Origin of the sequence: Lacinutrix sp. Hel_I_90, assembly GCF_000934685.1 — a bacterium.
GTDB lineage: Bacteria > Bacteroidota > Bacteroidia > Flavobacteriales > Flavobacteriaceae > Lacinutrix.
In genome coordinates this window covers 1,542,327-1,568,190 of record NZ_JYNQ01000001.1, presented here as the reverse complement: position 1 = coordinate 1,568,190, position 25,864 = coordinate 1,542,327, and the positions used below count along the sequence as shown (strand labels likewise).

Annotated in this window: 18 protein-coding genes; 8 read left to right on the top strand and 10 right to left on the bottom strand. The window is 35.5% G+C overall.

The window, feature by feature from the left end; translation table 11 throughout:
* Window positions 1-92: 92 nt before the first annotated feature.
* The gene (locus GQ46_RS07045) at window positions 93-6,152 is read right to left on the bottom strand and encodes an alpha-2-macroglobulin (RefSeq protein WP_044399780.1); all 6,060 of its coding nucleotides are present in this window, start codon (window positions 6,150-6,152) and stop codon (window positions 93-95) included.
* A gap of 341 nt (window positions 6,153-6,493) precedes the next feature.
* Here GQ46_RS07045 and GQ46_RS07040 point away from each other — a divergent pair, with 341 nt between their 5' ends.
* From GQ46_RS07040 to GQ46_RS07030, 3 genes are all read left to right on the top strand, one after another.
* Window positions 6,494-7,447, top strand: a complete 954-nt coding sequence (locus GQ46_RS07040; RefSeq protein ID WP_044399777.1) for a lipopolysaccharide assembly protein LapB — start codon at window positions 6,494-6,496, stop codon at window positions 7,445-7,447.
* A gap of 289 nt (window positions 7,448-7,736) precedes the next feature.
* Window positions 7,737-9,089, top strand: coding sequence for a UDP-N-acetylmuramate--L-alanine ligase (gene murC / locus GQ46_RS07035; RefSeq protein WP_044399774.1), 1,353 nt, complete (start codon window positions 7,737-7,739; stop codon window positions 9,087-9,089).
* 146 nt (window positions 9,090-9,235) lie between these two features.
* Window positions 9,236-9,913, top strand: a complete 678-nt coding sequence (locus GQ46_RS07030) for a class I SAM-dependent methyltransferase (RefSeq protein WP_044399771.1) — start codon at window positions 9,236-9,238, stop codon at window positions 9,911-9,913.
* A gap of 49 nt (window positions 9,914-9,962) precedes the next feature.
* On the opposite strand, the gene GQ46_RS07025 is transcribed toward GQ46_RS07030, so the two are convergent.
* Window positions 9,963-10,556: an FMN-binding negative transcriptional regulator gene (locus tag GQ46_RS07025; protein WP_044399768.1), complete on the bottom strand. Its 594-nt coding sequence runs from the start codon at window positions 10,554-10,556 to the stop codon at window positions 9,963-9,965.
* Window positions 10,553-10,996, bottom strand: coding sequence for a DUF1569 domain-containing protein (locus tag GQ46_RS07020; RefSeq protein WP_044399765.1), 444 nt, complete (start codon window positions 10,994-10,996; stop codon window positions 10,553-10,555). The genes GQ46_RS07025 and GQ46_RS07020 overlap by 4 nt, the downstream gene beginning before the upstream one ends.
* A gap of 119 nt (window positions 10,997-11,115) precedes the next feature.
* Between GQ46_RS07020 and radC the strand changes: the two genes are divergently transcribed.
* The 4 genes from radC (at window position 11,116) to GQ46_RS17115 (ending at window position 14,760) form a co-directional block, all read left to right on the top strand.
* Entirely contained in the window at window positions 11,116-11,814 is a 699-nt protein-coding gene (gene radC / locus GQ46_RS07015; RefSeq protein WP_044399762.1) for a DNA repair protein RadC, read from the top strand.
* Window positions 11,815-11,932: 118 nt separating this feature from the next.
* Window positions 11,933-13,234 (top strand): polysaccharide deacetylase family protein, encoded by a 1,302-nt coding sequence (locus GQ46_RS07010; protein ID WP_044404689.1) that lies wholly within the window; start codon window positions 11,933-11,935, stop codon window positions 13,232-13,234.
* Complete coding sequence (locus GQ46_RS07005) at window positions 13,224-13,910, top strand: YjjG family noncanonical pyrimidine nucleotidase (protein ID WP_044399759.1); 687 nt, start codon at window positions 13,224-13,226, stop codon at window positions 13,908-13,910. The genes GQ46_RS07010 and GQ46_RS07005 overlap by 11 nt, the downstream gene beginning before the upstream one ends.
* Before the next feature lie 4 nt (window positions 13,911-13,914).
* Window positions 13,915-14,760: a hypothetical protein gene (locus GQ46_RS17115; RefSeq protein ID WP_156133116.1), complete on the top strand. Its 846-nt coding sequence runs from the start codon at window positions 13,915-13,917 to the stop codon at window positions 14,758-14,760.
* Here GQ46_RS17115 and GQ46_RS06995 read toward each other — a convergent pair.
* On the bottom strand, window positions 14,757-16,034 hold the full coding sequence (locus tag GQ46_RS06995) for a replication-associated recombination protein A (protein ID WP_044399756.1): 1,278 nt from the start codon (window positions 16,032-16,034) through the stop codon (window positions 14,757-14,759). The genes GQ46_RS17115 and GQ46_RS06995 overlap by 4 nt on opposite strands.
* 250 nt (window positions 16,035-16,284) lie before the next feature.
* On the opposite strand from GQ46_RS06995, the gene GQ46_RS06990 reads away from it, so the two are divergent.
* On the top strand, window positions 16,285-17,025 hold the full coding sequence (locus GQ46_RS06990; RefSeq protein WP_044399753.1) for a rhomboid family intramembrane serine protease: 741 nt from the start codon (window positions 16,285-16,287) through the stop codon (window positions 17,023-17,025).
* Here the strand turns inward: GQ46_RS06990 and rlmB are convergent.
* The 6 genes from rlmB to GQ46_RS06960 all read right to left on the bottom strand — a co-directional run bounded on the left by rlmB (window position 17,020) and on the right by GQ46_RS06960 (window position 25,808).
* Entirely contained in the window at window positions 17,020-17,754 is a 735-nt protein-coding gene (gene rlmB / locus GQ46_RS06985; RefSeq protein ID WP_044399750.1) for a 23S rRNA (guanosine(2251)-2'-O)-methyltransferase RlmB, read from the bottom strand. The two genes, GQ46_RS06990 and rlmB, sit on opposite strands and share 6 nt — an antisense overlap.
* A 66-nt stretch (window positions 17,755-17,820) precedes the next feature.
* The gene (locus tag GQ46_RS06980; RefSeq protein ID WP_044399747.1) at window positions 17,821-19,446 is read right to left on the bottom strand and encodes an aryl-sulfate sulfotransferase; all 1,626 of its coding nucleotides are present in this window, start codon (window positions 19,444-19,446) and stop codon (window positions 17,821-17,823) included.
* Window positions 19,447-19,517: 71 nt separating this feature from the next.
* A complete protein-coding gene (locus tag GQ46_RS06975) occupies window positions 19,518-20,276 on the bottom strand; it encodes a hypothetical protein (protein WP_044399744.1) in 759 nt (252 codons plus the stop codon).
* A gap of 15 nt (window positions 20,277-20,291) precedes the next feature.
* On the bottom strand, window positions 20,292-21,137 hold the full coding sequence (locus GQ46_RS06970) for a hypothetical protein (protein WP_156133115.1): 846 nt from the start codon (window positions 21,135-21,137) through the stop codon (window positions 20,292-20,294).
* A 32-nt stretch (window positions 21,138-21,169) separates the two neighbouring features.
* Entirely contained in the window at window positions 21,170-22,702 is a 1,533-nt protein-coding gene (locus GQ46_RS06965; protein WP_044399737.1) for a SusD/RagB family nutrient-binding outer membrane lipoprotein, read from the bottom strand.
* A 10-nt stretch (window positions 22,703-22,712) separates the two neighbouring features.
* On the bottom strand, window positions 22,713-25,808 hold the full coding sequence (locus tag GQ46_RS06960) for a SusC/RagA family TonB-linked outer membrane protein (protein WP_052503424.1): 3,096 nt from the start codon (window positions 25,806-25,808) through the stop codon (window positions 22,713-22,715).
* Window positions 25,809-25,864 lie beyond the last annotated feature (56 nt).

The window sequence follows — 25,864 nt, the reverse complement described above, 5'->3', positions numbered from 1 at the left end:
ATGAATAAAAAAAAGCTGAAGTTAGAACAGCATGTTCAACTTCAGCTTTTTTTGTGTGTGCTACTAATTGTTGCGGCGAATGCTATAACAACCTATTCCACGGTAATTCGCGTCCCTTCACTATGACTGCTAAACTCTGGTGCATACATGCTTTGAATAGTGGTAATACCATTACTCATATTCCCCGCATTATTCACTCGTAAATCATATTCAAATACATAAATACCTTTAGGTAAATAATCGAAAAAGAAGTTGGTTGAGGCATCTTTTGTCGCTTCATAATAGCCTAAGCCATCCTGATATTTGTATTGAGACAGCACATTTATAGGTTCTAATCCGGCAGCACGCATGTCTTTCATGTGTACAAATTCCATATTACGATCGCTTTGCAATTCTATGTGTACTCTTATTAAATCGCCCACCTGCAACTCAGTATCTTTCGTAATGTCTGTAATCACTTCTCCTTTATCAGTATTTGTTTTTTTGAAGAGTTTTTTCTCCAATTTCAAAGGGGTCTCCGCTGAAGTGATTTTATCTAAATCCTCGAAATATTGCCAGTATAGACCACCCCAAGCAATACCGTCTCCTGTTTTTGTTATTTTTACTTCGGCCATTTCTGGGGTTATTTCTGAGCCACTCCAAGACGTTTTGTAGTAGCCCGTGCCAGCTTCTACTTTTACAGCTTCTAGTTTTGAAGGGGCGATTTCTTGTCCGCCAATAACGACTTCAACCATTTCTGTCACAGATAACCAATCACTTCCTTGTAATAGTAAAGCATAAACAGCTTCGGTGGTTGCTTTGGTCGTTTTCCAGCTGTTGGTTTGCTTGTTTTTAAGTAACCAGATTTTTAAATTATCGATGGTTTTCGTATCATTTTCAATTTCTGAAAAGGCCTCAATCATCAAAGCTTGTGTTTCAATTGGTGCCTGATACCAATACCAAGAATTGGTGTTTTCTTTCCAGTACATGCCTAATTCGTCACTGGTGATACTTGTCTCTTTTAAAGATTTTAAAATGTTAGCAGAAGTATTATTATCATGCATTCTATGTGCCACTAAGGCCATCATCCCTTTTGAATACAGGTTGCGCTTTAACCAGTAGTTCTTGATTTGTGAATGGTAATAACTCATGATTTCTTTAACTTCTGTTGATGGCTTTTTCTCTGGAAAGAAGCTACGCATGTATAGGTAATGTAATTGTGTATAGCTTAATCTATCTAGGGTTAAATCAGCTTTTTCATCGAACTTTCTAATGTCTTTATATTCTTTAATGAATTCTGAATCTAAGTAGTTTAAGGCTTTTTCAACCATAGCGCTACTATTGTCGTCACCTGCACTCAGACTAACACCAAGTTTCTCCAGATGTCCAAAACCCGTAATAATATGTTGGGTGATGTAACGGTTTACGCTATAATCACCAAACCAGGACCAGCCACCAGAAGCCAGCTGATTGTTTTCTAGTTTCCTTTTGGCTTTCGATAATTCGTTATTCATTTTATTTAAATCAAATAACAACGCGATGCGTTTTTTCTGTTCGGTTTCACTTTGTGCATCACGAAGCCATGGCGTTTCCTGAATTAAAATGGATTTTAATTCTTCGTTCTTTTCCAAGTCACTGACTAGAGCATCCGTGTTTTTCCACTGATTAAAGACCTCTTGAATTCTTGGATTGGAATTGGCAATATGGCGCGCCAATGCATTAGCATAGTAACTTGAAAATGTTTGCTCGTTACACTCATAAGGATACTCCATTAAATAGGGCAGTGCTTGTACCGCATACCATGCTGGATTACTTGTCACCTCCAGCGTAAGCTTATGGTTTTTAAGTGTTTTTGAGGTATTTGTTTCTAGTTTGTCTAAAGTAAAGGTGCGTGTTTCATTACTTTTAACCCACATAGCTAGCGTTTCGGTTACTAACATGCGGTTGGTTAATACTGGTAACGCATTTTGCTCACCATCGCTAAAATCACCAGATTTTGCTATTATTTTGTATTGAATAGCGGACACCGCATCTGTAATATTTAAGCCCCAAGTGACTTGTGTATTACCTTTTGCATCAACAGTAAACGCAAGTTCGTTGTTTGTATTAGATAGTTTACTATCAATAGGCTCACCTGTTAAGGCATCAAACAATTGAAGCACTGCAACACCAGCTAGTGGGTTATCTGTCAGGTTTGAAATTTTAGTGCTAATTTTAATTTGATCGCCTTGGCGTAAAAAGCGTGGCACATTTGGTAAGACCATCAGTTCTTTTTGAGTCACTGTAGTTAATGAAGTTGTCGCATGTTCTAGGTATTTAGTATGCGCTAACAATTGTAATTTCCATTTGGTCAACGCTTCAGGTGCGGTGAAACTAAAAGAGACATTGCCACTAGTATCTGTAGCTAACTGTGGAAAGAAAAAGGCCGTTTCTTGCAGGTTCTTACGGATTTTGACGGTTGAGAAATCTACTTTTTCAGTAGCGTCAGGTGAGAAAACATCAGTACTTTCTTCAGTTTTTAATGCTTCGTCTGCATCATAGGTATTTGCTGTTGGAGCAGATACACTCATGGCTTCAACTGCTACCTCCTCAAGCTGTGCCTCTTCTTCATTAATTTCTATACCAGAAACTTTTCCCTTTTCTCTTTTCATATAATAATGGGATCCATAACCAAAAGATAATCCAAACCAATTCAATTGGTCATAGCTTTGAGGACTGTAATAATTAGGCAGTATGTAATCTCTTTGCACACTAAAATGGCTTTGGCCAAAACTTCTATAAGCGCTCTTTTGTAGAGCGGAACGATACGTGCCATGATAGATCGGATTAAACTGCCAGCTATGAGGCTTAAACGCATCTAAAGAGGCGTCATACATACTTGCTAATAATTCGGCAGAGACCTTATCGCCCATGGGGCCTTTGATTTTAAATGACCAGGTTTCATCGGTTCCTGGTTGTAGTTTGTCTCTAAAGGTGACCGTTTCAATGTCTAAATCGGTTTTAGGATAGGGTACATTAATATAGATTGAGCTACTCTGGAAACTATTATACGCTGCAAAACTGTAATGTACGACAAAACCACCCAAGTCTTTTGCTGTTATAGGTATTCTAATGGTCTTCTTTTCTGCATTCAATTGAATCACATAGGTATTGATAATGTCATGGTCTTTTTCTATTGCAACAGTGACCCAAAGATCCTTAGCTGCCGTACCGAAAATGAGTGCGACAGTCTCATTAATCTCGTAAGTCTGTTTATTAGTGGTCACACTAAACAATTGCTTGTCTGCTAAGGTTTCTTCTTTCGCACTATACAGACGCGTTTTAGCTTCGTCTTTTACTAATTGTCCGAATTGGTCTTTGGTTTCAATAACCACAATATAGTCACCCGAAGGCCATTTTTTAATAGTTCCTAAATCTATGGTCTTCGACTCTTGGGTATCAAACTCTTCATCAAAAAGCAGTTTACCTTTTTCCCATTGTTCTTGGTTACTTTCAGTATCGTAGGCGTCATGTGGAAATAACTTTTTAAATTCGGCTTTTGTTAGTTTTTTATAATCTCCAGCTGGCCATGGCCTTGGGCGTAATACGTTTTCGGGTGCTTGTAATTTGTAAATTTTAATGCTGCCTTTTGTGGGAACAAATTCACCATTTAAGTTTTTAGTATCGACAGTTATTTGATGGTCTTTTTCTGTTTTGTCTAAATTATTAGGAATGGAAATACTTGCTAACAACGCATGATAGCCAACATTGACAATTGTTGTTGTACTCCGTGTTTCCCCATTAATATCTGTGACCTCTGCGGTAATTTCGTACTTAAAAATAGGTAAGCTTTCCTTATCAACCGTTTCATCTGGAATGGCTTTAAAAGTAACCTCATAATGACCATTAGCATCGGTTATTGTTTCTCCTTGGGTGATTTCTTGACCTTGATCTGTAGTTACAGGATGTCTCCAATAATACCAATGTGGATATTGAATGTTTCGTTTTACGCGATAGACGACTTTAGCATTAGAAATAGAGGCGCCGGCATAGGCCAAAGCCTCTCCTTTTACAGTCACACTATCATTTACTCTAATACTTTCGGTGATGGGTTTAAAATTAGTTTCAAATTTTGGACGTTTGTATTCTTCAACCGAAATAGAGGCATACCCATTAAAACGATTGTTATCTTGTAAACGGAGGCTAAAACTTCCGGTTAAGCCATCATTGGGTAATATAAATTCACCTGCAACGGAGCCATACGCGTTCGTTATTAAATCGAGTGTTTTTATTTTTTCCCCATTAACATTATATAAATAGGCTGTTAATTTCTGGTTAGCAACGACTTCAGACTTTTCGTCCTTTGTTTTCATCGCAATACCTTTAAAATAAACGGTTTGTCCCGGCCTATAGATGCTTCGGTCTGTAAATAAAAAGGAGTTATAACTTTCAGGGGTATCCGGGTATCTGTTGCTGTAATAGCCATTGATGTAGAGGTTTTCAAAGTGAGCCACCTCACTGTTATCTGTGATTTTGATATTCACATGACGCCTGTTGTTTTTGAGTTTCGTAATGACTAATTTGCCTCTTGAATCGGTTGTTTTATTTACCGTTTCCTGCACCTCATGATCGTATAAAAATTCTAATCTAACCTTAGCATTTGCAATAGGTTTTCCATTATTTCTATTAATGATTTGAAGGTGCTTTTCGTCGTAATAATCGTATTCTACCACTGCCATATTGGTTATTTGGACAGTAGAAAAGGCTAAGAAATTTTTTTCTAAATCTTTTGTTTTACCGATTATTAGGTAACGTCCATTCGCTAATAGTGGCATTATAATTTCGGTGCGGTGAAACTGATAATCTTTTTCGTTTTTTAAAGCGGATTCCCAGTTCTCAATAGCATTTAACTTTGTAATAAAGGCTTCACGCTCTGTTTGTCTATAGATTTTGGCATATGTTTTATGTTGCTTTTCAGTCAGTTTATAAGCAGAAAGACATACCTGGTCCAAATTTTTATGTGTTACTAGTAGCCTTCCATGGGTTTGCACAGGGAGCAATGACTCCGTTAAAATACTCAAGCTCGGATTGCTAATTTGGGCTTTTAGTCCCTTACATTTATCTGCGGCCTTACTTTTTGGGAATTTTGAAATTACGGCGTCGCAAAGGGCTAAGGCCTCCTTGTTCTTCCATTGCAGTTCTAAAGGGGCTTCTGGCGAATAATTATTGGCTTGATTAGTATAAATAGCTGCGATTTCATAATCATATAAACCTGAAACTTCGTGTGAAGCAATACGTTCACTTTCTAATCGATAGGTGTCAATTAAAAGGGCTTCACTGTTTTTGATAACCGTATTTTCCTTAACATAACCCAAACGATCTATATTTACAGCCGCAAGCGCATAAGGGGTTTTGTCTTTGAGATGAAACCTGATTAATTCCTGATAGAGTTTTAATGCGTTTAACGCTAAAGAAGCCGTGTCTTTTGATGCTATTTGTAGTTTGGCATATGTTTCAGATTTCGAAAGATACTTGGCATCATCAATTATAAATTTATAAGCTGGTTTAGTAATGCTGTTTTCGGAGGTATTATAGAAAAGAAGGGCGTTGTGCGCCAGAAAATCATATAATGTTGGACGGTAGATTTTGGAATCTTTCTGTTCATGAAGTAATTCGCTATAAGCTTCTAGGTTGGTTTGTTGCAAAATTGATGCGTTTTCTAAAGAACGGTCGTAATAAAAATGCACTTCTTCAAACACAGTTTGCAAATCCCAGGTTCGAAAATCCTCTGTGTCAACTTTTTCCTTTGTCGTGGTACGATTATAGAATTTCCATCTGTTTTGCTGAAAATATTGCCAGTATAGTGTTGCTAAAATATTTTCTAAAACGTTTTTAGTGGGAGCCGCGCTGTTTTTAATTTCGGCTTTAAAGGCCTTTACAATATTGAGTTGCGCCTCTTCTTCCAAAGTGAGTAGGTATTTGCTTTTAAAGAGGAGCGCTTTAATTTTTTGTGGCGCATTGTTTTCTTCATTTGCTTGTGCTTCTATAGTTTCAACAACCTTTAAAGCAGATTTTGGTAAACCTTTAATTTCCAAATCCTCAACTTCTGTCCATAATTTGGAATAGTTGTTGTTTTGAGAGAATGAAGTGTTTGCAAAAAGGATGAGTATTAATACCGTGACAAATTTGTTCATTTTTTTGATATTTATTGTTTTTTAAAGGTAAAATGTGTTCGCCTAAAAAGTGTTTATCATGCTTTAATAATTGAGAAGGCTCGGTTCATTTTTTGATATTTATTGTTTTTTTTGAAGCAATATCGTTTCATTAATTATTCTACAAAAGACTAAATGCGTAAATGCAACGTTTCATTGAGTAAACTAAGCTACTTTAAAAGTAATCCTTTTATTTTAGATTCCCTTTTCAAGGGAAAGACCATTTCTCAAGAATGCTAATTTAAATTTATTGAGATGTTTAACATACAAAATCAAAAACAGTACCAATAGAATATTAAATTAGCACTAATTAATTTTTAATAATGCGAAAACTCATCATTTTACTTTTAGTTCCATTTTTTTCATTGGCACAATCGCTGTATAGCGAAGCTGAGGTATTAATAGAAAAGAAAGACTTTGCTAAAGCTGAACAAAAACTGTCTATCTTAGTTTTAAAAGATGCATCAGACTTAAAAGCTATCGAATTATTAGGGGATGCTTTTGGCCACCAGAAAAAATGGGATGAAGCCGCTGAGCAATATAAAAAACTAATTGGTGCCAAACCTAATCGCGCAAATTACCATTATAAATATGGTGGTGCATTAGGGATGAAAGCCCTTTCTGTGAATAAAATAACGGCATTAGGGATTATTGGTGATGTAAAAACAGCTTTTTTAAAAGCGGCTGAACTGGACCCAAAGCACATAGATACCCGTTGGGCGTTAGTAGAATTATACATGCAACTGCCAGGTATTATTGGGGGTAGTAAATCTAAAAGTTTTAAATATGCTGAAGAACTTTTTAATCTTTCAAAAGTAGATGGCTATTTAGCAAAAGGCTATATTTATGAATATGACGACGAGCCCGAATTAGCTGAAAAATTCTATAAGCTCGCCATAACAGAAGGTGGCTCTATAACTTGTTATGACAAACTTACGAATCTTTATGAAAAAGAAGGAAAGTCTAATGAAGCGATTAGCAACTTAGAAGCAGCTCATGTAAAGCATAAGCGTAATGCGATGCATTATCAAATTGGTAAGGTTTGTGCAGAATACAATGTACAATTGGATAAAGGGGAACAGTGTTTAAAACGTTATATAGAACATTACAGCGCTAAGGATGGTGTGCCAAAATCATGGGCTTATTATCGTTTGGCTCAAATTTATAAGCACAAAGCAAATAAAACCGAAGCGTTGAAGTGGATAGATAAAGCGATTGTCGATTTACCTAAGATAGAGGTCTTTAAAGAAGAAAAAGCGACAATAAATAATCTTTAAATTTTTAATGCTTGCCTGCCAATAAGTAGTTGCTCTATAAATCGCGCGCTCTAAAGTCGCTATCAGACATGAGCTACAACAATTTCTAAACCCCTGACCTTCAGGCTATAGGTTTGTAGCGTAAACGAGTTAATTTAAAAATCTCCAATGGAAACGTAATTGTTTTAGCAAATAAAAATGCTTTGTGAAATGTCGTTGTATCTCTGGGTAATGACAAAAGAATAATCACATCAAGATTCGTGTCTAAAATAAATCCAATCCTTATATTTACATTTCATAAAATAAACCCATGAACGTACATTTTATAGCTATTGGCGGCAGTGCTATGCACAATCTTGCTTTAGCATTACATAATAAAGGATACCAAGTCACAGGAAGTGATGATACTATTTTTGAACCTTCAAAATCAAGATTAAGTGCCAAAGGGCTGTTACCAGAAACTTTTGGTTGGTTTCCAGAAAAAATCACATCGCATTTAGACGCTATTGTTTTAGGAATGCATGCGAAAGAAGATAATCCAGAATTGTTAAAAGCACAGGAATTAGGCCTTAAAATTTACTCCTATCCTGAGTTTTTGTACGAACAATCAAAACATAAAACCAGAGTGGTTATTGGCGGAAGTCATGGAAAAACAACAATTACCGCAATGATTTTGCACGTGATGCATTACCACGATCGGGATGTGGATTATATGGTTGGTGCACAATTAGAAGGTTTTGATGTCATGGTTAAATTAACCGAGGACAACGATTTTATTGTTTTAGAGGGGGATGAGTATTTGAGTTCGCCAATAGACCGGCGCCCAAAATTTCACTTATATAAACCCAATATTGCACTTTTAAGCGGTATTGCCTGGGATCATATTAATGTGTTTCCAACCTATGATAACTACGTAGAGCAGTTTAGCATTTTTGTAGATAGCATTGTCAATGGCGGAAGTATCAATTACAATGAAGAAGATGCTGAGGTTAAAAGAGTTGTGGAAACGTCTCAAAATACCATACGTAAATTAGCCTATACAACGCCCGAATATACAGTCGTTGACGGACAAACCTTACTCGAAACTCCTGAAGGTGATTTGCCAATTGAAGTCTTTGGGAAACACAATTTGAATAATCTCGCTGGTGCCAAATGGATTTGCCAACATATGGGTGTCGACGAAGACGATTTCTACGAAGCCATTTCATCTTTTAAAGGTGCAAGTAAACGTTTAGAGAAAATTGCAGAAACTAAAAACAGTGTTGCCTATAAAGATTTCGCACACTCACCAAGTAAGGTAGAGGCAACTACAAAGGCCGTAAAAGAACAGTATGAAAACCGCACTTTGGTGGCCTGTTTAGAATTACACACTTACAGTAGTTTAAATGCCGAGTTTCTAAAAGAATACAAAGGGGCGTTGGATGCAGCAGATATTGCCGTTGTTTTTTATTCTCCACATGCAGTAGAAATTAAAAAACTGGAAGAAGTCACACACGAACAAATAGCGAACGCTTTTGAGCGCGAGGATTTAATCATTTACACCAATCCCGAAGAATTTAAACAGTTTCTTTTCTCACAGAATTTTGAGAATAAAGCCTTATTATTAATGAGTTCTGGTAATTATGGTGGGTTGGATTTTGAGGCAGTTAAGGAATTGATTTAGTAGCTATTTGTCAATTTATTTGCCCTAAAATCAGGGCTGTTACTGGTATTGTTATTTAGGTTATTCTAAATTAGGTGCAAGCTGTTTAAGGTTTCGTTATTACCCTTATGAAATTTTTACAGTTAGTATAGGGTACTACATTGATTATGGATAAGAAAGGAAAGGCATCTAAAAAAATAAAGCCTCCCTGGCCAACTAAAGCGGCTATGGAACAGGTTTATAGCATGAATCTTTGGGGTGGGAAGACCTCTCATTTTTATTCAGGAACGGGATCACACGATCCTGAGATTGTAAATCCATATGTCAAGGTTGTAACAGCATTCTTAACAGCTTTTGAAACACCTTTAGTGGTCTGCGATTTAGGCTGTGGGGATTTTAATGTGGGAAAAGCATTGGTTAAGCATACAAAGCAGTTTGTTGCAGTAGATATAGTAGCCGACCTCATAGCGCGTAATAAAGAACAATTTCAAGCAGAACATTTAGAATTTCAATGTTTGGATATCGCAAAAGACGATTTGCCTTCTGGAGACTGTGTTTTACTGCGGCAAGTATTACAACACCTGTCGAATGCTGAAATACAACAGATAGCAAGTAATTTAGCCGCTTTTAAATATGTTATTTTAACAGAGCATGTCCCTCAAGGTGAGTTTACACCCAATAAAGACATTATTTCTGGACAAGGTACTAGACTTAAAAAACAAAGTGGCGTAAACCTATTAGCACCACCGTTTGACTTTAAAATAAAAGAAGAAAAACAACTTGTGTCTGTTGTTTTAGACAATGATAGAGGTGTTATTGTAACTACGCTATATACCGTTTTTTAATCGCTATCTATTTTGTGCTTTGTATTTCATTTAGTGGTTTCACAATAACTCAAAGGAAAATAGAATCTAAAAAAGCCTTTATAGTCTCTTGATTAGCACGAAGCAGTTCAGCCCGCGCATTTCTAATGTCTTTAGGGTGTTTGTCTTGAGAGAGTTTAAATTTGCCTTCCCAATGCGTAATCTCTATCTCAAATAGTTTAATATAGTTGAGGTTAGCATCCAGTCTAGGATTGTCTGGCTCTAAAATATAGTGGTGATCAGGTGCTTCCAGAAATTCAGTCATGCTTATTAAGCTCTGCTTTAAGGTCTCATTATTTTCAATGCGTTTTACCTTACCTTTTAAATGGACTTTAACATAATTCCAGGTTGGTAATTGTGCAGTGGTATATATACTTGGTGAAATGTAACATTGTGGGCCAGAAAATATAATGGTAATGTCGTTATTGTCCTTTAGCAACTCAGTTTGCGGATTATAAATGTCTATGTGTCCAATAAGTTTACCCGACTCATAAATTAATGGCAAATGCGTGACCAGAGGTTCGTTATTCTTAACTGAAATAACTGTAGCTAGAGGATAGGTTTTAATGACTTCAATCATGTGATTGATGTCGCCGTCCTGATGGTGTTGTGGTGGATATTTCAAACGCCAAATTGTGTTAGATGATGATTTAAATGTTTGTATTGCATTTGTCCCCACTGGTCTTTGGTTAATTTTCCAAAAGCGGGATGCGGTTGCCAATTGTTTTTTTCTTTATGCTCGTGGAGTTCATTCAAAAGCGTCACTAGTTTTTGTTTTTCGGTATTAAAATCTTTGGTTTCGATGACTTGAAAACGTTTTGGTGTTGGCATATTTTTACGCCATGGTTTATCGTTATACATTGATTTCTTGAAGAGTAGAATAATAAGCCAGTTTGGTTTTAAACCATAATCTTCTTTCTCAAGTATAACGTTTAATGGAATTTGGCAGTGTGAAGCCATTTGACCTACCGTCATCTTTCCCCAATTAGGTTGCGCATTTTCGTTTAGGTTTTCAACACGATTTAGTATCTCTTGGTACGTTTCAGGATTAAAAATGGATTGCATAACGAAATGATTTAACTATGTGTCTGAAATTTACAATATTTTCTTAATAAGTAGGACACATATGTAGAGTCTTTGAGCATTTAAAAGTGAAAACAAAAAAAAAGATGTAGATTTATAGAATGACTAAAAAAGCGGCTTCATTTTCTATAAAGAACTGGTCACAAGACGATCAGCCACGAGAAAAATTACTTTATAAAGGTAAAGCGGCATTGAGCGATGCAGAATTAGTAGCCATTTTAATAGGCTCTGGTAATCGTGAAGAAAGTGCCGTCGCCCTGTGTCAACGTATTTTAGCGGGAACCGATAATAATTTGAGTGAATTAGGAAAGTTGTCTATTAAACAACTTATGGCATTTAAAGGTATTGGTGAAGCTAAAGCCATTACCATTATTGCTGCTTTAGAATTAGGACGACGACGACGCGGAGGAGCCGCCTTAGAACGAAAAAAAATAACGTCTAGTGCTTCCGTTTTTGAACTCATGCAACCCATAATTGGCGAACTGCCTCATGAAGAATTCTGGATTGTATATTTAAATAATTCAAATAAAGTCATTCAGAAAAATCAATTGAGTAAAGGCGGTATTACTGGAACCCTGGTCGATGTGCGTTTGGCCCTTAAAACAGCACTTGAAGTTGGAGCAGTAGGCATTGTTTTGGCTCATAATCATCCTTCAGGCACTTTAAAACCAAGTCAGGCAGATAAAGTACTCACCTTAAAACTAAAAACGGCAGCACAAAGTTTAGATATAAAAGTCTTAGATCACTTAATCGTCACAGAAACTGCTTATTTTAGTTTTGCAGACGAATCATTACTTTAAAATTTTACTAGAAAAGAACCGACTTAAAAAATAAAAAAAGTAAATGCTAAAATCGGCTATTTAAAATGCAGTAAGCGTTTGTAATTTGGTATTTTAGCCTTTGGAATTTGTAATGCTTATGCTTCTAGTTTATACACATAAAATCACACCGAGAGTTAAGTACATTTTTAAACAAATTTGTACACGAATTATTGGCGTTCCTGTAAATTTTACAACAACGATTGAAGAATTTATAGCACACGACAGCTTAAAAATGTCTTATACAAGACAACCGTTAAGCCATGAGATTTTTGTGCGCTCCAACGAATTATTATTTGAGCAAGGTCTAAACGACTTAGACTTGAAAGTTAGTGAATGGGAAGAGACAAAATGCTTTTTTGCCAATGGAGAGCTAAGCGCATTGCCCTTTGATATTTTTGCGGCCTCTTTTTATTTGTTAAGCAGGTATGAAGAGTATTTGCCACACGTTAAAGACGATTATGGTCGCTTTACTGCCGAGGAAAGCTTAGCTTTTAAGAGTGGTTTTTTAAACCAACCCGTGGTTGATATCTGGGCCTTTAAATTTAGAAAAATACTACAAGATCAGTATCCAGATTTTGTTTTTCCAGAGCGTCAGTACAAAATCACACCAGTCATAGATGTGCCTAGTGCCTATGCTTTTAAACTAAAAGGGATTATGCGCACTTTTGGTGGCACGATACGCGATCTTTCAATGCTTAAATTGAAAAAAGTATACCAGCGATACGTCGTGCTTTTTGGTTTACAAAATGATCCTTATGACACCTTTAAGTATATCATAAACAAGCAAAAGCAAGTCGTAAACAAGTTTGTCTTCTTTTTTCTAATTGGAGATTTTTCAACGTATGACAAGAATATTAATGCTCAAAAATCTGCCTTTCAGTCCTTAATTAAGCAAATAGGAGACTATTCAAGAATTGGTTTGAAAGCCTCTTATTTTGCATTAGAAAGTAAAGCTATTTTAAAAGAAGAAAAATTAAGAATGGAGTCTATTATTAATCAAGAATTAGAAGCTTCAAGACATTCTTTTTCAAAACTAAACTTGCCCGAATCGTACAGGAACTTAGTAGAATTAGAAATACCGGAAGACTATACCATGGGTTACATCAAACAAATAGGCTTTAGAGCAGGAACATGTACACCGTTTTTCTTTTACGATTTAGATTATGAAGTTCAAACGCCTTTGCGTATAAACACCTATCATGTTTTAGATTACGCCCTCTTAAAACACCAGTCTTTACTAGATAAGAAGATGATGTTGAATAGAGTGATTAATGAAGTAAAAAAAGTGAACGGCGAGTTTGTTTCTGTGTTTCATAACTATACCTTTGGAACTGATGAGACCTGGCAAGGGTATAAGGAGTTATTCAATATTATATTAGACTCAGAACATGAAGCATAACATTACAGATATTTTTTTTGATCTTGATCATACACTTTGGGATTTCGATAAAAATTCTGGACTAACCTTTGGTATTATTTTTAAGAAGAATGATGTCGCCATTGATTTTGAACTATTTTCTAAGGCTTATCAACCCATAAATTTAAAATATTGGAAGCTCTACGGTTCAGAAAAAGTGAGTAAAGCGAATTTACGCTACGGTAGATTGAAAGACACCTTTGATGTTTTAAATATAAAAGTGTCAGATGAAATTATTCATCAACTTTCTAAAGACTACATTGATTATTTAACAACACACAATCATGTTTTTGAAGGGACAATAGAAATATTAGAATATTTAAAACCAAAATACAAACTGCATATAATTACTAATGGTTTTGAAGAAGTACAACAAAGTAAATTGGAGAAAGCTAAAATTGCTCATTATTTTGACACAATTACCAATTCTGAAATGGTTGGTGTAAAGAAGCCAAATCCTAAAATGTTTCATCACGCCTTAGCTCTCGCAAATATTAAGAAAGAAAATGGCATAATGATTGGAGATAATTTTGAGGCAGATGTTCAAGGGGCCTTGAATATTGGACTGGATGCCATTTGTTTTAATTACCATAAAGTAGTATTGGAAGACCATATAAAAAGCATAAACCACCTCCTTGAATTAAAAAACTATTTATAATATTATGATTAAAAATATCACCTGTATCGCTTTGTTTTTTATAACACTGTCAATGTCGTTTGCTCAAAATAATTTGAATGATTATAAATATATCGTAGTGCCAATTAAATTTGAGTTTCAAAAAAGTGAAAGTGAGTACAATTTAAATGCGCTTTTAAAATTTCTATTTGAGAAAAATAATTTTGAAACCCTTATGTCTAATGAGGCCTTGCCAGAAGATCTTATTAAAAATGGCTGTCTCGCCTTGAAAGCGACTATTATAGACGAATCTAGTTTGCTTAAAACGCAAATGAAAATACAGTTAAAAAACTGTCGGGAGGAGGTCGTGTTTACCTCTGTTCAAGGTGTTTCTAGAGAAAAAGCTTATAAAAAAGCGTTTCAAGAAGCCATTCGTATGGCCTTTGAGTCCATTAAAATGGAGAATTATAATTATGTCCCAACTAGTGATACCGTTACAACGATAATTCCAGAAAAAGGTACTCAAACCGAAATAGAAAAGTTAAAAAGTGAGATTGAAGAACTCAAAGCCGAAAAGAAGCCTAAGATGGTAAAGGCAGGAGAACAAGAAAAGGGTGAAAATTCGGTAAGTCAAATTAAAGAAGAACAACCAGTAATTATTGAGAAGGAAAACAATGCTTTAATAGCAACGCTAATACCTGGAAGTATTGTTAATTATCAATTAAAGAATAATGCTGGACAAGTACGTTATACCTTATTTTTTTCAGGAAAAGACGATGTTTTTATAGTTAAAAGTAAGGACGCTTTAGTGTATAAAAAGAATAACAGATGGATTCTTGCGCAATATGTAGAAAATGATTTGCAAACAAGCATTATTGAGATTCAATTTTAATACCCATATTTCTCTTTCCATCTTTCTTTTAAAAACTCACGTTGTGTATTTTCTCTTCCATTATTTCCAGGCTCGTAGAGGGTAGTATTTACAATTTCTTTAGGCAAGAACTCTTGAGAAACAAAGTTATTCTCGTAGTTATGAGAATATTTATAGTTTTCGCCGTAACCTATTTCTTGCATAAGTTTTGTTGGTGCATTTCTAATGGCTAATGGTACAGATAAATCGCCGGTAGCTTTTACTAGTTGTTGTGCATTACCTATGGCCATATAGGCAGCATTACTCTTTGGTGAACAGGCTAAGTAGGTGGCACACTGACTTAAAATAATTCGGGACTCAGGATAACCAATAGTGGAAACGGCTTGAAACGTGGTGTTTGCCATTACTAATGCTGTAGGATTGGCATTGCCAATATCTTCGCTGGCCAGAATAAGCATGCGCCGGGCAATAAATTTCACATCTTCACCACCTTCAACCATGCGTGCTAAATAATATACGGCTGCATTTGGATCGCTACCACGAATGGATTTAATAAACGCTGAAACAATATCATAATGTTGTTCACCAGTTTTATCGTAACGCACTGTATTGTTTTGTACTTTGTCTAAAACGCTCGCATTGGTAATTGTTATCTCTTTACTCTCTTCAGCATTGACAATCAATTCAAAAATGTTAAGTAGTTTTCTGGCGTCACCTCCAGAAAGCCTCAATAGCGCATCGGTTTCTTTGAGTATAATCTTTTTTTTAGAGATTTCCTCATCGGTTTCAATGGCGCGCATTAAAAGCGCTTCTAAATCCTTTTTTTCAAACGGATTTAATATATACACCTGACAACGTGACAACAATGCTGGAATCACTTCAAAACTTGGGTTTTCGGTGGTTGCTCCAATTAAAGTAACCCATCCTTTTTCTACAGCCTGTAATAGTGAATCTTGTTGGGATTTACTAAAACGATGAATCTCGTCGATAAATAGAATCGGATTTTTAGTCGTGAATAAACCACCACTTTGCTTGGCTTTTTCAATAACTTCTCGCACCTCTTTTACTCCTGAACTGATCGCGCTCAAAGTATAAAATGGTCTGCCAGATGTTTCAGCAATAATATTAGCTAGTGTTGTTTTTCCAATACCTGGAGGGCCCCAAAAAATTAACGAGGGAATCAAGCCTTGAGTAATTTGCTTAGTAAGCGAACCTTGCTCACCAACCAAATGGGTCTGACTCACATAGTCTGCTAAAGTCTTCGGGCGTAATCTTTCGGCTAAAGGAGTATTCATACCGTAAAATTAAGCTTTTTTTAAATATTGGATATAATTTTGATCATGCTTCTTAAAAATCTCTGGATTTACTCATGGCTATTTACTTTAAGGGATTTTTTAATTTTCATTTCTCAAGGTACTTTTTTTTGTGAATAGGGATTTGAGCTTTAACGAGTGTATTGAGCACAATCGCAATGCGTGATGTTTCTCATGACTGACATTCTAGCACAATAGCACTATTGGATAGTTAATTGCTATATTTGAAGGTATGAAAAAACAGAAAAAAGAGCCTTTTAAGTTTTCACTCGGGGCATTAACCAATCCCATACTATTTGTACTATTAATTTGGTTGGTGTTTGTTGTAGAGAACCGTTTCGGTTATCGCTTTAATAAATTTGGGGTCTATCCGCAAACGGTAAAAGGTTTGCGTGGTATTTTATTAAGTCCGTTTATTCATGGAGATATAAAACATTTATATTCTAATACGATTCCACTATTCGTATTATCTTCTGCTTTGTTTTATTTTTATAGACCCATTGCATGGAAAGTAGTAGTTTACGGTATTTTATTGTCTGGTTTAATAACTTGGGTTATAGGAAGACCCTCGTATCATATTGGTGCTAGCGGATTGATTTATGTTTTATTTAGCTTTAATTTCTTTAAAGGCATCTTTGCAAAACATTACCGTTTAATAGCCTTGTCATTAGTGGTTATTTTTATTTATGGCAGTATGTTTATCTACGCATTTCCTATAAATGAGCAAGTCTCTTGGGAAGGTCATTCTGCCGGTTTATTAACAGGATTTATTTTTGCCTTACTCTTTAAAAAAGAAATAGCAAAACCAAAAAAGTATAGTTGGGAAGAACCTACTTATAATGAAGAAGACGATGAGTTTATGAAACACTTCGATGAAAATGGAAACTTTATTGAAAGCATAAAAGAGGAACCATTAACAGAAGAGGCTCCTCAATATAATTATATATTCAAAGAAAACAAAGAAGACCTATAAACGTTGTCTTAACGCTTCATACAAAAATGCACCACAAGCAACAGATACGTTTAAAGATTCTATTTCGCCTAATAAAGGCAACTTTGCTTTATCATCTACCAGTTTTAAAACGGAAGGATTAATGCCGCGTCCTTCTGAACCCATAATTATGGCACAGGGCCCTTTTAAAGAGACATCATAAATGGTGTGCTCTGTTTTTTCGGTGGCAGCAATCACTTTTATACCTGAAGCCTGCATGTGAAACATGGCGTCTTTAATATGGTCTACTTTACAAATAGGAACTTTAAAAACGGCACCAGCACTTGTTTTAATGGTGTCACCATTTATAGGAGCACCACCTTTTTTTTGTATAATAATACCATGAACACCTGTACATTCCGCAGTTCGAATGATAGCACCAAAGTTTCTTACATCACTAAGTTGGTCCAATAAAAGGAATAGTGGTGTAGCACCGCTTGCTATCGTTTGTTCAACTAAAGTATCTAAATCATAAAAGGAAATAGGAGAAATTTGTGCGACGACACCTTGATGGTTGTTTTTAGTAAGGCGGTTTAGTTTTTCAACTGGGACGTATGAAGAATTTATACTGTGTTTCCTTAAAAGGGATTCTAACTCTAAAAAAAGCGCTCCTTTGAGACCTTTTTGTAAAAAAACCTTATCTATAGTTGTTTCAGCATGTATAGCTTCTATAACCGCTCTTAAACCAAAAATTTGTGTGTTATCTTCCATTGTGACAAAGGTATTAAAAAAGCGGCTGATAAAAATCAGCCGCTTCATATATTAGTGGAGTAAAAACTACTCTTTTATAATTTTCTTGGTTAAAGTACCTTCGTTAGCATGAATTTTTACTAAATACAATCCTGATGCATATGATTTTAAGTCAACAACATTTGAGTTCTCAATCACTTGAATGAGCTGACCAAATAGCGTATAAATTTCAATTTTATTAATCTCTTTTTCATAGACAACAGTTAATATATCTACCACAGGATTTGGGTATAATTGAATACTCACTTCTGGTAACTCATTTTCTTTGACACTTAAAACAGTACAATTACTTAAATCTGGGTTTGTTTCTATGGGGTCTCCGGGAGTTAGAGTTCTTCCACTAAAAGCAGGGTAATCTGGTGCAAATTTTATAGCCCTAAATACAAGATTAAAAGAAGGGGCATCCCCTTGATTAATAATAGTATTCGTTGCATCGGGGTTAACATATTCCCAAACAATATTTTCATTTGAATCTATTTCAAAAAAATAGCCGGAGTCGCCATCACAAATTAAGGTGTTACCATTTGGCAAGCGCTGGCCGCTTGATAAAATAGCTGTATAGAAATCTGTGTTTGTTGGCGTTGTATATATCCATTCTGCTGTTGTTGGCGCGTAACCATTAACGGGATCATAAACGTAATGACCAGGAGTTGTTTCAATGGGGTCAATTATATCAATCGACGAATAAGCACGATCTCCTCCATTATTGAAAATCATGAGTTTTCCAGCGTCTGTTAGTCCGTCAGCTATCCAATGTGGATAATGTTGCCCAAATAAAGTCTGTGTAGCGGGAGTTCCTTTATCGTAAGCGGCATTATTTCCCCAACGGTATAAAAAATCGCCACCTTTTCCATAGGTTCCACCTGTATTAGTCGCTGCCTGTGCTGTAGTTGTAGAGTGATCAATAACATAGATCTCACTCATAATTCTTGAACTTAAAACTAATTGATCTAAGGCGACGTTGTATTGTATTGAATTGACATGTAGCCAGTTGGCAGTTGCATTAGTAATATTTATGTAATTGAAGTCTAAACGCCCAGGAGCATCTGCTACAACACCAAAATTGTCTTTTGTAGCATCATAATCCTGCACTAAATGATCTTTAATGTTCCACTCCCATACGATGTTTACTTGATTCGTGCCAACAGGTTGAATTTCTAGAATTTGTTCATTAAAAACCTCACCTTGTGTTAAGTTCGCAGGATCTCTACCTGCCTGTAATGCCTCTGCCTCGTTCATTTTGGTAGCAACAATCATGATTATGTTACCGTTGGGTAAGGGGTATATGTCATGATGTTGTGTAAAATCATTAGCAGAGTGAGTGTATTCCCAAAGCAAGTTATTATCCCAATCAAATAATTCTATTTTGCCTCCAACACCACCAAACTGAAAATTATTATTAGCAATTTTTCCGGTTCTTAGTAGATTACCATTTTCTAATAAATACACAGAAGCTCCTGGTGTGTATGTACTTGTCCATTGGTGAACGACTTGACCACAGTTATTTATCAAGTAAGTTTCTGTTGAGTTTATTGGTGATAACAAAGTGTAAGCATTAAAAGAACCCGAATCATTTCTTATGGTTCCGACTGTGTTTTGAGCGGTGCTAAATAAACTGGTTAATAAAATGAGTAATAAAGTAATGTTTTTCATCTTTCTTTTTTAACAAAAATAAAAAAACCACTTCATAAAGAAGTGGTTTTTTAAAAATATTTGAAGTGGAATTAGTTACAAGAACTAGTACCGCTTGTGATTTGTCCAACTGCAGGATAATATGCATCAGCAAATACATCGCCATCAGGAGATGTTATTGTATATTCAACTTCACCATCCCAATCACCACTTACGAATGCAAACGAATAAGTCGCGCCTGTTGGTATTCCAACATAGTAAGTGTTTGTGTCTTCTTCAACAGTATAGCTAGTTGTTACACCATCAATTGTAACGTCAATAGATGCACCATTCCAACTATCACCGTAAGTATCAACACCAACTATGGTCCATGTTGGCACATTAGGTATAGCAACATCAATGATGTAACCATCACTATCAGGTGTTATTGCTGTTCTTACACCAGCAGCAGTAATTCTTATTTTGACATTTTCATTCGCTTCACAATCGAAATCTAGTAAAGACTCAAAAGGAATTTCGAAAGAGCTTTGGTATGCAGGAACAGTTATTTCAAATCCTTCTCCTGGAATTCCAGTATCAGCATCTGTTTCTTGATCACCTACCATTATTTCTTCTTGTGAAGCGCTACCACTCATCAACTCAATTTTAAACTGAGAAGCTTTGTTTAATGCTTTACTTAAAGTAAATGGAATAACACCAGTAGAACCTTCCGGTACAGTAATTGAAGTGACTGTGGTCGTCGCTATAGCTTTTGTGTCACTTACACCAAACGTTTCGTCATCGTTTACACACGACACTGAAACCGAAGCAATAAGTATTAAAGCTAATAATTTAATATATGTATTTTTCATTATTATGATTATTTATTAAAGTCTTGTATAAGTTGTTACGTAAGTTCTGTTACCAGCTGAAAAGGTAATTTGATACGATAATGAGAAGTTACCGGTTGCAGAATCTACCTGTCCATCAGGACCAGCTAAATTTGTTCCACTAACTTGGTTCGAATAAAATTCCATTAAATTTTGAGCAGGAACATTTAAGTCTCCACACACATCAGTAAAAGTCATACCGTGATCAGGTGGAGGTAATTGCCCATCAGACCAAAGACCAGTAGTTCTAGTTTTAAGTGTATTGGCAGCAGTTAATCTTAAATCTTCAACTCCTTGATTTAAGGTAGCACCGTCATCTCTAGTTGTTACAACAGAATAATTAAAGTTATTTAAGGTAGTTTGACATCCCACGAATGTAATGGCTAATGTATCTCCTAAAGCAGAGATTGTAGCTGGTGCACCAGAAACGGCATCTAAGTTTAAAATTAACTCTGTTGGTACGTTTGGATCAAGTCCTCCTGTATTTACTAGTAATGGAAACATGGCAAAACTATTTCCAGCAGGAATAGTTACAGTTCCTGACAAAGTTACAAAGTCAAATTCCTGACCTTCTGTTGCAGTTGATGCAGGATCAATGCTATAGTTGATAACTAAGTCACTTGTTAAGTTTCCAGTTTGTCCTCCTAAAAAGTTAATAGGAAATTCTCTTTCTACAGGTCCAACATCTTGGAAATAGCTTAATAAAGCTGTATTACTATTGAAACCTACGATAAATGGAGACTCTCCGAAAGCCTCTAAGTTCTCTTCGCTATCATCCACTAAACAAGAAAAGTTTAATGCAGACAATACTACTGCGAGTACTACTAATTTTAATTTTTTCATTTTTTTCATTTTTCTTAATTTAACAATTTTTATTAATTAACATCCCAGAAAATTTTCGAACTGAACGCATTTGAAACAGGCTGATTAGGCACGTTTGCAGAGTTAGTTGAATATTCTGATGTTGGATATAATAGTCTATAAGGCAATTGTGGCTTTGTAGCTACAACCGATAATGGAACATTAGGAAATCCTGTTCTGTTATAATCGATAAACGATTCTATAGCATTAAATCCACAAAGTGCAATCCACTTTTGAGTCATAATGGCTTCAATTTTGTTCGCTGATCCATTCCAACCAATTCTGTTAACATTTGCAGAATTTGTAAGGTATGTTGCAGAACCTGTAGCGCCTAATAGATCAAATGACGCTATTATACCATTTTCAAACATTGTTTGAGCACTTCCAGTTAAATATCCTTTTTCTATAGCCTCCGCTTGTAAAAAGAAACTTTCAGAAGCAGTGAAGATATAACTATCTTGATCAAAACTTCTTAATAATCCTGGTCCTGGTTCAGATAATTGAGATGGAGCTTGGCTGTTTTCAGCACCTTGAACAACTCCTGTTACACCATTACCGGGAACACCTGATGCAGGATCAAAGAAACGTACTAATCTTGTATCATTAACGCCTGTTCCTGGTAAAGCACCAACATTAAAATCAGCATCTGTTTGATTTTCTCCTTTTAAGAACTTTTCAAAATATTCTGAAGGGACAATAAAATCACGATCAAATGTTGGATTTCCAGCAACATCAAAGCCATAGTTCGCCCAGAATGGATTTAATTTTCCATTTTCATTTACATAACCTGGATTAAGAGTTGCGTTCGCAGTTACAAACGGTCCGCCAGCTAAACTTGCAAATTCCGTAGCTAAGTAAGTTGTAGTATCAGCATCGGTCATTTCAGACTGACGTAATAATAATCTTAATTTTAAAGTATTAGCGACTTCAATCCAACCGTTTAAATTTCCTTGAAAGACAGTGTCTTCAGCGCCTACAGGTAAATATTCTGAAGAATTAGCTAAAGTTGCTAAAGCGATATTAACATCGGCAACAAGTGCTCTGTAAATAGCCTGAGCATCGTCATAAGCTGGGGTTAATAATTCACCACCTTGTAAGGCTTGAGAATATGGTGCATTACCATATAAATCAACGATATACTGGAAATAGTAAGATTTTAATATTCTTGCTATTGCTTTGTGATTGTTGTAAGCATCACCTTCAGAATCGATAATAGTTTGGTATGTTCCCATACCTCTATAAAGATTATTCCAAATCGAACCATAGAAATTTTGCGTAATGTTTAGTCTGAATTCATCTTGAAAACCACCAGTAACGTTATTAATATCACCAGCCCACTGGTTCATAAAAATACTACCTAATTCACTAGTTGTAACTTCAAATTGAGTTCTAGGTGCCTGAATGGCACCTGCTAACAATAAATCTGGACTTACAGCGTCCGTTGTAAAACCTACTTCAGATTCATTGATGTCTAGAGTACTTTCACAAGAATTGAAAAGAGCTCCAACAAAAAGCAATGCAATTCCTGTTTTAATATATTTTTTCATAATTTTTTTTTTAAAAAGTTAAGTTTAATCCTAGACCAAATGTTTTAGTCGGAGGATAGTTCGTATCTACACCACTAACACCTTGACCATTTCCAGTAGTAAAACTACTTTCTGGATCAGCATACCCTCTGTTTTCAGCAGGTAATACAATGAAAGGATTTCTAGCAGTAGCACTAATTCTTAAACCTGAGATAAACGTGTTTTTTAAGTAATTTTTGTTTAAGTCATAACTTAAAGATAGCTCTCTAACTTTAAAAGCAGTAGCATCTAAAACATGGTTTTCACCAATACCTTGGTAGTTACCAAAGAAAGTAATAAAAGCACCTGCATTTGGACCAGCAGAAGGCACAGAAGTATTTGCTTCATAAACTCCTGGAGAAGTTTCTATTGCCGAATTAGGATAAATAAATGATCCACGTCCACCTTGAGCTGTCTCAACAGCATGACCAGACCAAGTTAATTGAGATTTAGTATCTGCGAAGAATACATGACCTGTTCTATAATCCATAGTCGCTTGTAAAGACCAGTTTTTATAGTTAAAAGAGGTATTTAGGTTTACAATATGCTTAGCTGTAGTTCTACCTGCGATTTTTAAACCAGCACCCTGAATTGGATCTCCATTTGTAGGATCGATTAATACACGACCTTGAGGATCTCTTTCATAATATGCTGTTTGTAATACAGGGAACGCTTCACCTTCTATAGCATAAGATTGCGCTAAACCACCAGTAGTTAATGCTACTTGAGTTGCTTGATCTGAAACTTTAACAACTTCGTTATCCGTTGTAGAATACCCTAGGTTAACATTCCATTTAATATTCTCTGTTTTAATAACTTTAACACCTAAATCAACTTCTATCGAAGTACCTTTAGTTTCCCCAATATTAACGCTTGCATTTGTAATTCCTGATGCTGCAGAAGCCCCAATAAGGTTAATTTGATCTGTACCTGTAAAATTAGCATAACTCACATCTAGAGTTAATCTATCTTTTAATAAACCTAAGTTAATACCAACCTCAAATGTTGTAAAAAATTCTGGCTTAAGTAATGGGTCAGTTATTGATTGATCCACAACAAATGAATTTTGTCCACCGATAGGGAAAGCAGCTCCTGGGTTAACAAATTGTTGTATATCATAAGCGCCAGTACCACCGTCATTACCAGTTTTTACATATGCCGCAGTCAATTTCATATAATTTAATACATCACCTTTTAAAGCATCAAAAGCTTTAGTAGGTAAGAAAGAGATACTTGCACTAGGGTAGAAGAAAGATTGGTTTGACTTGGCTAAAGTTGAAGACCAGTCATTTCTACCTGTAATATTTAAGAAGAAAAAGTCTTTGTAACCAAAATCAACATTGGCAAATGCTCCTATTCTTGATCTAGTAGATCTAAAATCTCCAGTAACTGCATCATCAGGGCCATTATTTAAGTTAGCAGTTGTGTAAACACCTGGTACTGTTAAATCTGATCCACCAACAATAGTATTACTTTGCTTGAAATATTGATTGTTTAAACCAATATTGGCTGCAAAAGAGATGTCGTCGGTTAACATGTAATCTAAATTAATAAAGAAGTCAGTGTAGTACTGGCTATCTCTAAAATTTTGAAAAGTAAACTGAGAAATAAGAGATCTAGTAGCACCAGTATTTGTGGTGATTTCTGTTGGCTCTTCATATTCGTTTTGAAAAGTCAAATTTTGTGCATCTGTAATTCTTGCGTTACTTACTAACTTAAGAGAGATGTTGTCATTAATTTTATACCCTAAATCACCAGTTAAACTTAAATTATTGTTTTCGTTTTTAGCTCTTTGATTTACTAGGTTCCAATATGGGTTAGTAAAGTAAGCATTCCAGTGACCTTCATTTCCTGAATTCGCAAATTCCTGAATTGGAATATTCGTAGCAGACTGTAGTAATTGTCTGTATAAATCTCCATTGTGAAATTCTGCAGAGGTGTTGGTGTAAATAATATTACTAGCAACAGTCCAATTCCCAGCTGTTTTACCAGCATTTAATGTTAGGGTGTTTCGTTTACGTTGATCGCCCTTTACAACAAACTCTGTATTTACATTTCTAGCACCTAAAGTGATATAACCTTCACTGTTTCCAGAAGAAATAGAAATAGAGTTTTGCTTTGTTAAACCAGTACTAAAGAATTCTTTAATATGATCAGAACCTCTAGACTCGTATGGCGCAGTAATAAAAGTACCATCTGCTTGAGGTAAACCAACAGGAACTATTTGTCCATCAAATTCTGGACCCCATCCACCGTTTTCGTAAATAACATTTTCAAAACCATTTCCTAAATCCCAACCTTGACCATATCTGGTTTGTTTTTCTGGAACATAAGCAACAGTTTCAAAATCGATTGAGCTATTTACTTGAATAGTCATCTTTTCTCCTTTAGTCACTTTCTTTGTTGTAACAACAATTACACCGTTAGACCCTTGAGAACCGTATAATGCAGAACCAGCCGCACCTTTTATAACGTTAACCGAATCAATTTGGTTAGGATCTAAAGCATTTAAGAAAGTAGTATCAGAAATAGCACCATCAATAACCACTAAAGCCTGGTTGTTACCAGAAATAGAACGGTTACCACGAAGTACAATTCTAGTACCTCCAGCAACTCCATTAGAGTTTTGTGTAATAGTCAAACCAGATACTTTACCAGATAAACTGTTTACAACACTAGGGTTGTTTGCTTTAACAAGTTCCTCGGTTTTTACCTCCTGGTAAACTGTTGTAACCTCGTCTTTCTTTCTCTTAATACCAAGAGCGGTAATTACTACTTCGTCGATAGCTTCAACATCCAACTCCATATTGAAACTGATATTGTTTTCAGTTCCTACAGTTTTGTTTGCCGTTTTGTAACCAACATATGAGTAGGTAAGTACTTCACCAGTATTCGCAGAAATTGAGTATTTACCATCAAAATCTGTTTGAGTACCGTCATTTGTACCTGCTACAACAATATTTACTCCAGGTAAGGGTAATCCGCTTTCATCGGAAATCGTACCTGAAATATTTTTTTCTTGTGCGAACGATAGTTGCACAACAAACGCTAGTAATAGCGTTAAAATTCCACTAAACTTTGTTTTCATTTTATATTTTATTTGAATTAGTCTGTGCCAAAAATCATAATAAAAAGTTAATTAAA

Bases quoted from the DNA above. Each gene is read 5' to 3' on its own strand.
- GQ46_RS07045 (WP_044399780.1), bottom strand. From the start codon at position 6,152: ATGAACAAATTTGTCACGGTATTAATACTCATCCTTTTTGCAAACACT.
- GQ46_RS07040 (WP_044399777.1), top strand. From the start codon at position 6,494: ATGCGAAAACTCATCATTTTACTTTTAGTTCCATTTTTTTCATTGGCA.
- murC (WP_044399774.1), top strand. From the start codon at position 7,737: ATGAACGTACATTTTATAGCTATTGGCGGCAGTGCTATGCACAATCTT.
- GQ46_RS07030 (WP_044399771.1), top strand. From the start codon at position 9,236: ATGGATAAGAAAGGAAAGGCATCTAAAAAAATAAAGCCTCCCTGGCCA.
- GQ46_RS07020 (WP_044399765.1), bottom strand. From the start codon at position 10,996: ATGCAATCCATTTTTAATCCTGAAACGTACCAAGAGATACTAAATCGT.
- radC (WP_044399762.1), top strand. From the start codon at position 11,116: ATGACTAAAAAAGCGGCTTCATTTTCTATAAAGAACTGGTCACAAGAC.
- GQ46_RS07010 (WP_044404689.1), top strand. From the start codon at position 11,933: ATGCTTCTAGTTTATACACATAAAATCACACCGAGAGTTAAGTACATT.
- GQ46_RS07005 (WP_044399759.1), top strand. From the start codon at position 13,224: ATGAAGCATAACATTACAGATATTTTTTTTGATCTTGATCATACACTT.
- GQ46_RS17115 (WP_156133116.1), top strand. From the start codon at position 13,915: ATGATTAAAAATATCACCTGTATCGCTTTGTTTTTTATAACACTGTCA.
- GQ46_RS06995 (WP_044399756.1), bottom strand. From the start codon at position 16,034: ATGAATACTCCTTTAGCCGAAAGATTACGCCCGAAGACTTTAGCAGAC.
- GQ46_RS06990 (WP_044399753.1), top strand. From the start codon at position 16,285: ATGAAAAAACAGAAAAAAGAGCCTTTTAAGTTTTCACTCGGGGCATTA.
- rlmB (WP_044399750.1), bottom strand. From the start codon at position 17,754: ATGGAAGATAACACACAAATTTTTGGTTTAAGAGCGGTTATAGAAGCT.
- GQ46_RS06980 (WP_044399747.1), bottom strand. From the start codon at position 19,446: ATGAAAAACATTACTTTATTACTCATTTTATTAACCAGTTTATTTAGC.
- GQ46_RS06975 (WP_044399744.1), bottom strand. From the start codon at position 20,276: ATGAAAAATACATATATTAAATTATTAGCTTTAATACTTATTGCTTCG.
- GQ46_RS06970 (WP_156133115.1), bottom strand. From the start codon at position 21,137: ATGAAAAAATTAAAATTAGTAGTACTCGCAGTAGTATTGTCTGCATTA.
- GQ46_RS06965 (WP_044399737.1), bottom strand. From the start codon at position 22,702: ATGAAAAAATATATTAAAACAGGAATTGCATTGCTTTTTGTTGGAGCT.
- GQ46_RS06960 (WP_052503424.1), bottom strand. From the start codon at position 25,808: ATGAAAACAAAGTTTAGTGGAATTTTAACGCTATTACTAGCGTTTGTT.